Below are 10,730 nucleotides of genomic sequence, written 5' to 3' on the forward strand. Positions count from 1 at the left end.
CTCAAACCGGGATGGAAATAAAAGTTATTAAAATCAATACAATGTGAAAATGCAATGAGCATAAGCGTGTAACGTAGGTTTACTGTCTCATACAACAAACCCACCAATAATTCAAGACGTCCTCCACGGGGCGCTTACGTTGACGCAATGCCGCCGCCAATGGCGAGGTAATCGTAATGTCGGGTCATTCGGGCGTTTCCTTCAGCAAAATCGTTGGCACAAGTGTAGCGTGCAAACGCGCGTTGTCGCAAAGATTGCATCAATCCCTTTGATAGGCCGCCTGATTTACTCCGCCACCAGCCAGCGCGCGAAAGCGTGACCCTGGCCGGAAGGCACCAGAGTCTGATGCAGCCAAGGCAGCAACGCGTTCATCTGTTGTTCCAGTTTCCAGGGGGGATTGATGACAATCATGCCTGAAGCGGTCATGCCGCGCCTGTCGCTATCGGGACGGACCGCCAGTTCAATCTGTAAAATACGGCGGATGCCGCTTTGCTCCAGCGCCGACAATGTGCGCTTTACCTGCTGGCGCAGCACCACCGGATACCACAGCGCATAGACGCCGGTGGCGAAACGCTTATAGCCTTCCTGAATCGCGCTAACCCCGTCCTGATAGTCGGTTTTTAACTCATAAGGCGGATCGATCAGCACCACGCCGCGACGGGAGGCCGGCGGCAGTTGGGACTTCAATTGTTGATAACCGTCAGCCCGCAGCACCGATGCCCGGGGATCTTTGTGAAACTCGCTGCGCAACAGCGGATAGTCACTGACGTGCAGCTCGGTCAAATGTAATTTATCTTCGCCGCGCAGCAGTTGGCGGGCCAATAGGGGCGAGCCGGGATAATAGCGCAACTGGCCGGCGCGGTTGAAATGACGGACCACCTCCAGATAAGGCGCCAGCAAAGCGGGGGCATCGTCACGCTGCCAGATCCGGGCGATGCCTTCCAGAAATTCACCGGTGCGCTCGGCCTGTTCACCGGAAAGCAAATAGCGGCCCGTGCCGGCATGGCTGTCAAGATAAAGGAAGGGTTTTTCCTTTTCCTTTATCGCGCTCAGGATGAGGCTGAGCACGGTATGTTTGAGCACATCGGCGTGATTGCCGGCGTGAAAGCTGTGGTGATAGCTGAGCATAGGTTTGATATCTACTTGAGATTGAATGAATATTTTATTAATGCCGATGCCGAAGTTCGCGCCTGCCGGCCCCGGTTTGTTTCAAGGACCCGCGCACATCACCCTAAGCAAAGAACAGCATCTAAACACCAGGTCAGACGGACGATTATATCAGGATGAGGGTGAAAGGGGTTAAAAGCTTCCCAACGCCTCGGCGTTTATGGCATGAAGCGCAGAGAGGCGCACCCACCCTCATCATGATCCTTGGCCGGGAGTGAAGGTTTTCAGCAGCCAACGCAGTGCGGGGCGCAAAAAGCGCGCCAACAAAGGGCGTGAAGATGCGTGAAAAAGGGAGGTTTGCGAGGGTTAATGGCGGTATTCCCTTATCTTGGAGGGATTATGATAACAGTGAACGGCACGCATTATTGTGAACCTTCATTCTAGGAGGGCGTGCCCGCCACGCCCCTCGGTGGCTGGGGTGGTGATCGGTCATTTGTCATCAGGCATCGGTTACCGGGCGCCAGCCCCGTGCAGGCAGCATCGCGATAAGACGGGCTTAAGGCCAGAGCGTTACCCTCTTTTTGCGCCTGATGTGAGAATCGCTTGCGACAAAGTGACGCCGGTGGCTTGATAGGGGGTATGCGCTCGCCCTGGTTACGTCGATCGTTAAGTGTCATTTGCGTTTAAAAGGGCATTATCTATTTTAATATAAATGTCATTACGTCGCGATTAACTGAGTATTCTCCAGGAGTTGAAATACTCATTAATGTGTTTCATTATGATCCTGTCGTCGCTTCAGATATCAAATCATTTAATATTCATATTATTAAGTGCATGTGATGCCAGACCGCTCCAGGAAACGAGGCGGTAGTCAATAATAGGGAGGAGTATCATGCAGGGAGCAGAGATTAATAAAAATGACCATGCCTATAATCGGGTGCCGGCAAATTCCCGGGTGAGTCTGTTAAATGCCACCTTGGTGCGAATGGGGATGATGACGTCTTTATCGCAATTTATGGTTGGCGCAACGTTAGGCCACAGCATGACTTTCGGGCAGGCCATGCTAGCGACGGTACTCGGCAGCCTGATATTGGAAATCGTCGGCCTGGGAATGGGGCTGGTCGGGATGAAAGAGGGATTATATACCAGCCTGCTGGCCCGCTGGTGCGGCTTCGGACGCATCGGCTCGGGGATCATTGGCGTATTTATTGCCTTAAGCCTGATAGGCTGGTTTGGCGTGCAGAATTCGGTACTGGCCGATGGATTGCTGCATGCTTCTCAGGGTATGCTTAATTATCCCGCCGCCGCCGTTTTGTCTGGATTGATCATCACTCTCTTGGTCTTATACGGTTTTTCCGCACTCAGTTGGACGGCGAAAATCTCCGTCCCATTATTTTTCTTGGTGGTGCTGTATATCTTATATGATATTGTCAGCGGCCCCGATGTGATTAATTTTTTTCATGGCCAGCCAAATGGCCAGGCGATGTCGTTAAGTCAGGGGGCAACGATGGTTGCGGGCGGATGCATTGTCGGCGCGTTAATTTCTCCCGATATCAGCCGCTATTGTAAAAATAAGAACCACGTTTTGTTTATGATTACTTCATCCATTGTTGTTGGTGAAATAATTATAAATTGTATGTCCATCATCGTCGCCCACGCGCTCGGAACGGCGGATGTGGTCACTATCATGACCCATAGCGCCGGCTGGATTGGTTTAGTTACCGTGATCCTCTCCGCCATCAAAGTGAATGACGTCAACTTATACTCCGCAAGCCTCGGCCTGGCGACGGCGCTGGACGGACTGAGCCGCCGCAAATGGCGCTACCGCTGGCTGACGCTGCTGTTGGGGCTTACCGGCACGATGCTTTCGGTTCTGGGCATCATTAGTCATTTTATCGACTTTCTCATTTTGCTCGGCGTGCTGTTCCCGCCGATCACCGGCATTATGCTGGTGGATTATTATGTGCTGCGCACCCATCGCACGCTGCTGAATGCCACGCGCGAGCGCCACACGCTGCCAGATGCGGCGTCGACGCCTGTGATCGGTTGGTCGGGCATGGTGGCCTGGCTGAGTGGCAGTCTGGTGGGCTTCGCTTTGCATCTGGGGATCTCGTCAGTGAATTCGCTGTTGGCGGCCGGCCTGTTTTATTGGCTGATGGCGGAGGTGAAACAGAAAATAGTGACTCGATGTCGGTCTGATGCGTAATAGCCGGCGCGCCGGCGGGTGGGGAGACGCGTGAGCGGTGCGGCGGTTGTTGCACTCGCCATGGGTGATGCCGCGGGTAGCCAGCGCCGCTCTGAGCTGTTTGGCGCTCATCAGGCGCCGGCTTCTGCGCCGTTCACCGCTACAGCCATCAGGCATGATAATCGGCAATGATCTCCAGTACGCCATTAATAACAAACTGAACGCTCATACACACTAGCAAAAATCCCATCAGTCGTGAAATCGCTTCGATACCGCTGGCGCCGACCACATGCATAATGGCGCTTGAACTGCGCAGCGCGATCCAGACAATCAGGCTGATGGTCAGAAAAACCAGCACCGGCGCCAGTGCGGTGATCCAGGGCGCGAAATAGACATCCTCGTTAACGGTAGACACCCAGCTGATGATCATGGCGATAGTACCCGGCCCTGCCGTACTCGGCATCGCCAGCGGGACAAAGGCGATATTGGTGGCTTTATGCTTATGTATTTCGCGCGCCTTGCTTTCGGCGATGCCGGAATCATCATCGGTCTGTGCGGGAAACAACATGCGAAAACCGATAAATGATACGATAAGCCCACCCGCGATTCGCAGCCCCGGAATGGAAATCCCGAAGGTATTCATCACCAGCGTACCGGCATAAAAGGCGACCATCATAATGGCGAACACATAGATCGACGCCAGCCGTGCCTGCTGATTGCGCTCATCCACGGTCATGTTTTTACTGAGGCTAAGGAACAGCGCCACGGTGGTGAGCGGGTTCACCAGTGGCAGCAGCACCATCAGGCTCAGGCCGATTGCTTTGAAAAGTTCAAACATACACGCTGTCTCCTGACCGTTTTGCTGACCGCCCCGGTGCCAAAACCGACGACAAGAAAGCAATAAGTCATTAATTTTACAGGCGTTGACCCACCCTGGCCAACTGTTAAATTGTCAGTTATTATAATAAGAATGATTCAGTCATTTTCGCCTAGCCCGCAGCCAAGGAAAGCACATGAATTTTGAATTGTTCAATTCTCTCAAAGCCGCGCCGGATACCGCTCGCGCGCTGAGCCTGTTTCCGGCATTAATCCCCTTTTATCAGGCGTTGGGCAATACGCCATTACAACCGGTTCCCAGCCCCGCGGGAGGCCCCGCCCGAATTTTGGCGAAATATGAATTCGTCAATCCATTCGGTTCGGTAAAAGATCGCGCGGCGTTCGGTATGTTCTGTGAGGCGATAAATCTTCATGATTTTAGCCGCGGACCGCTAAAGCTGCTGGACGCCTCCGGCGGCAATATGGGCAAAGCCCTGGCGAAACTGGGCCAGCTGTGCGGCATACCGATACATTTGATCATTCCCGATAGTTCGCCGCCGCCGCTGGTGGCCTTCTTGCGCGACGCCGGCGCTGAACTAAGCACCGTGGAAAGCCGCTTTTTTCTGCTGGGCCTATCAGCCACGCCCAGGCAATAGGTTTGCGCGATCCCAGCTGGACATTACTGTCACAGCACCTGAATCTGGTGAATGTGGCGGTTCATCAATACCAGACCGGGCAGGAGATCCGCCGCCAACTGGCGGATGAGCAAGCGGACGGCTGGGTGGCGGCGGTGGGCACCGGCGGTACCTTAAGCGGCGTTTATACCGCGCTTGTTCAGGATAACCCGTCGCTTGTGGTGCGCGGGACTACCCCCAGCGAATTGCCGTTTGGAACCTATGATCCACCCAATGATAGGGATAAATTCGGCGGCGCTGGCGGCATGGGGTTCGGTTTCCGGCAACCCTTTATCGCCCATGCGGGGCTGGACACTGTGCCGTTTGATCACGTCAGTTGGCAGGAATCGCTGAGTGCGATGTATGAATTTTATCGTTTGACCGGGATCCGTATTGGCGCTTCCGCCGTGGCCAACTGGCGCAGCGCCTATCGGCTGGCGCAGGAGATGACGCCGGCGCAGCGCGTTATCACCCTGTTCGCCGATGCAGGCAGCGACGACGAGCGTAATCGGGGAGAGCGTTATTTCCATGAGCTGGGTGCGCTGCATCCGGCTTCGGCTACCTAACCGAGGCGTCGTTTATTCTGTTTCGCCGCGAGCGGAGCTGCGCCGTGGTGAATCTGGACGGCGCCTCGCTTTCCTCTGACGCGCCATACCGCCCATCTGACGCCATGCCGTTGTTTATTCGGCTTCGCCTCTATCCCCGTCCCTCGCCTTACGGCCTGGCCGCGCCACGCCTTTGTGGCGCCAGGTTTATGAGCGCCGATTCTTATCGCCAGGCGGGATTTCGCATCACGCTATAGCGGCCGCAGCCCAGAAGCGCGATGGCCAGCCCGGCAAAAAGATAAACAGCGATATTTTCCAGCCCCCAGGCGCCCACATTTGTTAGAGTGAAAATGATGCCGGGTTCGGTAATCAGCCAGGCAAACAGCATGGTGAAGGCGAAAATCAGCGAGGCGGGTCGCACCAAAATGCCGAAAATAAACATCAATGGCACAATGATTTCTCCCAGGAATACACCATAGGCGACGATGGCGGGCATACCGTGGGCCTGAACCATCCCGATGATGCCATTGATCCCGAATAACAGCTTGTGTATGCCGTGAAACAACATCATGGCGCCAAAGGTAAACCGTAGCAGCAATTTCCCCAGATCCGGCTTGTCCAACATTCGGTTAAAGGCAGTTAGCATGATGGTACCCGTCCTCAGATAACGCGTGATGCGTATTTAGGTGTTAACAATAACTATTCATCTACTAATTACTGAATGTTTACCTGCACCAGATCAAGCAATTAATCGCTAATCCGCAACAAATGCTGGAAACCGCCGCTCCATCACGCCGTGGTCGGCGCACGGCGGAGGGAAAATGACCAGTCGTGCCGCACGGCGGCCGATACGCTTCGCTCACCATTGATTTTCGCTATAGTTAGCCTCATGTTAATCCTATTGGCTCTTCACGAACATCAGGACTGCGCTATGACTAATCCGTTACTGACCTCGTTTTTATTGCCCCCTTTTGCCGCTATTCGTCCTGAGCACGTCGTGCCGGCGGTGAAAGCCGCGCTCGAGCACTGCCGCCACACCGTTGAGGAGGTTGTGGCGCAGCCCGGCCCGTTCACGTGGGAAAATCTCTGCCAGCCGCTGGCGGATGCGGATGACCGTTTGAGCCGAATTTGGTCGCCGGTGGGCCATTTGAACGCGGTGAAGAACAGTCAGGAACTGCGCGAAGCCTATGAGCAAAGCCTGCCGCTGCTGTCTGAATACAGCACCTGGGTGGGGCAACATAAGGGTTTGTATCAAGCCTATCGGAATCTGCGCGACGGCCAGCATTATGTACAGCTGAGCGTAGCGCAGAAAAAAGCGGTGGATAACGCGCTGCGCGATTTTGAACTGTCCGGTATCGGGCTGCCGGCGGAAAAACAGCAGCGTTACGGGCAGATCGTCGCCCGTCTTTCGGAGCTGGGTTCGGCCTACAGCAATAATGTGCTGGACGCGACCATGGGCTGGAGCAAGTTGATAACCGATGAACAGGCGCTGGCCGGCATGCCCGAAAGCGCGCTTGCCGCCGCTCGCGCCCAGGCGCAGGCCCGCGAGCAGGAAGGCTGGCTGCTGACGCTGGATATCCCCAGCTATCTGCCGGTGCTGACCTATTGCGACAACGCCGCGCTGCGGGAGGAACTCTATCGCGCCTATAACACCCGAGCCTCCGATCAGGGGCCGGATGCCGGCAAATGGGACAATGGCCCCCTCATGAGTGAAATTCTGGCGCGGCGCCATGAGCTGGCACAATTGCTGGGATTCGAGAGCTATGCCGACAAATCGCTGACCACCAAAATGGCGCAGGATCCCCAGCAGGTGCTGGATTTCCTGACCGATCTGGCCAAGCGCGCGCGCCCCCTGGGCGAGCAGGAATTGGTGCAGCTGCGCGCCTTTGCGCAAAGCCACTTCGGCCGCGACACGCTAGAGCCGTGGGATATCGCCTATTATGGTGAAAAACAAAAACAGCACCTGTTCTCCATTAACGACGAGCAGTTGCGCCCCTATTTCCCTGAGCCGCGGGTCATCAGCGGTCTGTTTGAGGTGGTAAAACGCATTTACGGCATCACGGCCAAAGAGCGTACTGATGTGGACACCTGGCACCCGGATGTCCGTTTCTTCGATCTGTTTGATGAACATGGCGAACTGCGCGGCAGCTTTTATCTCGATTTGTACGCCCGCGACAACAAACGGGGCGGCGCCTGGATGGACGATTGCGTAAGCATGATGCGCAAAGCCGACGGCAAGCTGCAAAAGCCGGTGGCTTATCTCACTTGTAACTTCAACCGCCCGATAAGCGGCAAACCGGCGCTGTTTACCCACAATGAGGTCACCACGCTATTTCATGAATTCGGTCACGGGCTGCACCATATGCTGACCCGTATCGATACCCCCGGAGTGGCCGGCATTAGCGGCGTACCCTGGGATGCTGTGGAGTTGCCGAGCCAGTTTATGGAAAATTATTGCTGGCAGCCCGAGGCACTGGCGTTTATCTCCGGCCATTATGAAACCGGCGAGCCGCTGCCCGATGAACTGTTGAACAAGCTGTTGGAAGCAAAAAATTATCAGGCGGCGCTGTTTATTCTGCGTCAGTTGGAGTTCGGCCTATTCGATTTCCGCATGCATTATCAGTACCAACCGGAGCAGGGCGCGCGCGTGCTGGAGACCCTGGCGGAGGTGAAAAAACAGGTGGCGGTAGTGCCGACCGTGGTGTGGGGACGTTTCCCCCATGCCTTCAGCCACATCTTTGCCGGCGGTTACGCGGCGGGGTATTACAGTTATCTGTGGGCGGACGTCCTGGCGGCGGATGCCTGGTCGCGTTTCGAGGAGGAAGGAATATTCAACCGGGACACCGGCGAATCCTTCCTTGATACCATACTGTCGCGCGGCGGTTCCGAGGAGCCGATGGTACTCTTCGCCCGTTTCCGCGGCCGCGAGCCGCAACTGGATGCCATGCTGCGCCATTACGGCATCCGGGAATAGGGGGATTGAGCACGGTTTTTTTGCAAAGCGAGGCCGGCGTTGATCCCTTGCGTTTGCAGACGCTGGCCGCGCACTGGGGATTGATAAGCGATCCTCAAGCAGTTATGGCGCTGGTGATGACGTCTGAACGACTGGAATTGCGCAAGCGGGACGAGCCGAAACTGGGCGCGATTGCCGTGGGCTTTGTTACCGGCGCCATGGCGCACCGGCGGCGGGCGCGGCGAAGCGGTGGCCAAGGCTGTGGGCGTTAAAGGCCAATGGTTGCCGGATGTGGTCGACGCCCCCGCCAGACTGGGGCGCGATGCTTTTGTGCTTGCCTGTCTGGGCTGCCGGGTGCGAATGTTTGAGCGTCATCCGGTGGCGGCGGCGCTGTTGGACGACGGCCTGCGCCGCGCGTATGCCGATCAGGAATTGGGTCCCTGGCTGCAGGAGCGTCTGACGCTGCATCACGGCTCCAGCCTGAGCGCGCTGTCGCAGCTGTGCTCCGCGCCGGATGTGATCTATCTCGATCCGATGTTTCCGCACCGGCAGAAAAGCGCGCTGGTGAAAAAGGAGATGCGGGTATTTCAACTGCTGGTGGGTGCCGATGAGGATGCCGACGGGCTGCTGGCACCCGTGCGGGCGCTGGCGGTGCGCCGGGTGGTGGTGAAACGGCCTGATTACGCGCCGCCGCTGGCGGGGGTGCCGGCGCAAGCGTCCATCACCACCAAGAACCATCGTTTTGATCTGTACCCGCCGCAGGACTGTACGCCCCCGGTGAAGGGCTAACGGCGAACAATACTCGACGCTGGCCTTAAGCGACATCAAAGCGCCCTTGTAATGGGAACATACCCCCGCGTCGAAATACGTCGCTGTTCATTTTCCCGATGGATTGGCCTGCACGATAGATGACCCGGCGACACGGTTGGGCTTGTCATCGGCGCGTTAAACAGCATGGCAAGTGGAGAAACACGGCGGCCGGTAGCCGCCGCAATGGGCCTATCTGATTGAGTCCTCTTTTGCTTTAAGCACCGCCGCTTTAAGTAAGCTTATAGGCGTTGGCGCCGGTCCCGACCAGGCGTCCGCCGTCAACAATCAAATAGTCCTTACGGATAGGCTTACCGTCAAAGAAGTTTTGCAGAATCTCCAATGTTCCCGCTGCGTAACGCGCTTGTGCTGATAGCGAGGTACCGGAGATATGCGGCGTCATGCCGTGATTCGGCATGCTGCGCCAGGGGTGATCAACCGGCGCCGGTTGGGGAAACCATACGTTGCCACCGTAGCCAGCGAGTTGCCCCGAGGTTAATGCCCGGGCGATGGCGTCGCGATCGCAGAGTGCGCCACGCGCGGTATTCACCAAATAAGCCCCTCGCTTGAACTTAGCCAAAAAGGCATCATTGACGAAACCCTGAGTGGCGGGATAGAGCGGTGTCTGCAGGTTGACGACGTCGCAGACCTTGACCAAGGATGCGGGCGTTTCATGGTAAGTCAGGCCGAGTTCTTGCTCCAGTTCGTCGGGCAGGCGGTGGGGATCGTAGTAGTGTAACGTCATATCGAAAGGTTTGAGCCGGCGGAGAACCGCCTGGCCGATGCGCCCGGCACCCAATGTGCCAAAGTGCATGCCTTCGATATCGTAGCTGCGGGCCACGCAGTCGGCGATATTCCAGCCACCGTTTTTCGCCATCAGGTGCGAGGGTAGATAGTTTCGGACCAGCGCCAGGATAGTCATCACCACGTGCTCCGCCACGCTGATAGAGTTTGAAAAGGTGACCTCGGCCACGGTAATACCCCGGCTAACCGCGGCCTTAAGATCGACGTGGTCCGAGCCGATGCCGGCGGTCAGGGCCAGTTTGAGCTTGCGGGCTTTGGCAATGCGCTTGGCGGTGAGATAAGCGGGCCAGAACGGTTGTGAAATCACGACATCGGCGTCGGGCAGGTGGTGGTCAAAAACGGAGTCCACCCCCTTTTTATCGCTGGTGACGACCAGTTCATGACCGTGGCTTTCCAAGTAACGTCGCAGACCCAGTTCTCCGGAAACACTACCTATCAATGCCCCGGGCGTAAAACCCAGCGGCCCCGATGGCATCGGTGTGGACTGACCGTTCGGATAGGCGTGGATCGCCGGGATAGCGTCACGGGCGTAGACGGGCGGAAAGCCGGTCACAGGATCGGGGTAAAGTACGCATAGTATTTTCGACATAGTCCATCCTTAGGCTAATGAGAGCGCTTAAATTGCATTGCTATCGCGCTATCCACTTTGAACAATGACGACGAAATCGTCTAATCGTTTGTTAGCATCCCTTGATAGATACGTAAGCGTACGCCCAGCGCCGTATTGACAGTTATTCAGCAGGGATGGTGAGGTTCCACGGCAGGAGCTCTTTGATTTTGTTGATGGGATGATCCGCGATAATCGCCAGCACATGGCGCAGATACGCTTCCGGCTCCAC

At 56.3% G+C, this 10,730-nt stretch carries 9 protein-coding genes and 1 pseudogene; 5 read left to right on the top strand and 5 right to left on the bottom strand.

Features of this window, described 5'->3' with window-relative positions:
* Window positions 1-285: 285 nt before the first annotated feature.
* On the bottom strand, window positions 286-1,128 hold the full coding sequence (locus tag ACMX3H_RS05850) for a 23S rRNA (adenine(2030)-N(6))-methyltransferase RlmJ (RefSeq protein ID WP_415210139.1): 843 nt from the start codon (window positions 1,126-1,128) through the stop codon (window positions 286-288).
* 934 nt (window positions 1,129-2,062) lie between these two features.
* Between ACMX3H_RS05850 and ACMX3H_RS05855 the strand changes: the two genes are divergently transcribed.
* On the top strand, window positions 2,063-3,313 hold the full coding sequence (locus tag ACMX3H_RS05855) for a purine-cytosine permease family protein (protein WP_415210140.1): 1,251 nt from the start codon (window positions 2,063-2,065) through the stop codon (window positions 3,311-3,313).
* A gap of 148 nt (window positions 3,314-3,461) precedes the next feature.
* On the opposite strand, the gene ACMX3H_RS05860 is transcribed toward ACMX3H_RS05855, so the two are convergent.
* Window positions 3,462-4,130 (bottom strand): MarC family NAAT transporter, encoded by a 669-nt coding sequence (locus ACMX3H_RS05860; protein ID WP_415210141.1) that lies wholly within the window; start codon window positions 4,128-4,130, stop codon window positions 3,462-3,464.
* 175 nt (window positions 4,131-4,305) lie between these two features.
* Between ACMX3H_RS05860 and ACMX3H_RS05865 the strand changes: the two genes are divergently transcribed.
* Both ACMX3H_RS05865 and ACMX3H_RS05870 read left to right on the top strand, forming a co-directional pair.
* On the top strand, window positions 4,306-4,764 hold the full coding sequence (locus ACMX3H_RS05865) for a pyridoxal-phosphate dependent enzyme (RefSeq protein WP_415210142.1): 459 nt from the start codon (window positions 4,306-4,308) through the stop codon (window positions 4,762-4,764).
* Between the two features lie 2 nt (window positions 4,765-4,766).
* The gene (locus tag ACMX3H_RS05870) at window positions 4,767-5,348 is read left to right on the top strand and encodes a pyridoxal-phosphate dependent enzyme (protein WP_415210143.1); all 582 of its coding nucleotides are present in this window, start codon (window positions 4,767-4,769) and stop codon (window positions 5,346-5,348) included.
* 202 nt (window positions 5,349-5,550) lie between these two features.
* Here ACMX3H_RS05870 and ACMX3H_RS05875 read toward each other — a convergent pair whose 3' ends face one another.
* Window positions 5,551-5,973, bottom strand: a complete 423-nt coding sequence (locus ACMX3H_RS05875; RefSeq protein WP_415210144.1) for a DoxX family protein — start codon at window positions 5,971-5,973, stop codon at window positions 5,551-5,553.
* A gap of 285 nt (window positions 5,974-6,258) precedes the next feature.
* Between ACMX3H_RS05875 and prlC the strand changes: the two genes are divergently transcribed.
* Together prlC and ACMX3H_RS05885 are read left to right on the top strand one after the other, a co-directional pair.
* Window positions 6,259-8,301: an oligopeptidase A gene (gene prlC, locus ACMX3H_RS05880; protein WP_415210145.1), complete on the top strand. Its 2,043-nt coding sequence runs from the start codon at window positions 6,259-6,261 to the stop codon at window positions 8,299-8,301.
* 5 nt (window positions 8,302-8,306) lie between these two features.
* Window positions 8,307-9,069, top strand: a pseudogene (locus tag ACMX3H_RS05885) (class I SAM-dependent methyltransferase).
* Window positions 9,070-9,319: 250 nt separating this feature from the next.
* On the opposite strand, the gene ACMX3H_RS05890 reads toward ACMX3H_RS05885, so the two are convergent.
* Both ACMX3H_RS05890 and ACMX3H_RS05895 read right to left on the bottom strand, forming a co-directional pair.
* Window positions 9,320-10,480, bottom strand: coding sequence for an NAD-dependent formate dehydrogenase (locus ACMX3H_RS05890; RefSeq protein WP_415210146.1), 1,161 nt, complete (start codon window positions 10,478-10,480; stop codon window positions 9,320-9,322).
* A gap of 142 nt (window positions 10,481-10,622) precedes the next feature.
* The coding region (locus tag ACMX3H_RS05895) for a transposase domain-containing protein (RefSeq protein WP_415209556.1) at window positions 10,623-10,730 on the bottom strand (108 nt) is incomplete at its 5' end.

The organism is Sodalis sp. (in: enterobacteria), assembly GCF_047607725.1.
GTDB lineage: Bacteria > Pseudomonadota > Gammaproteobacteria > Enterobacterales > Enterobacteriaceae > JBLKSS01.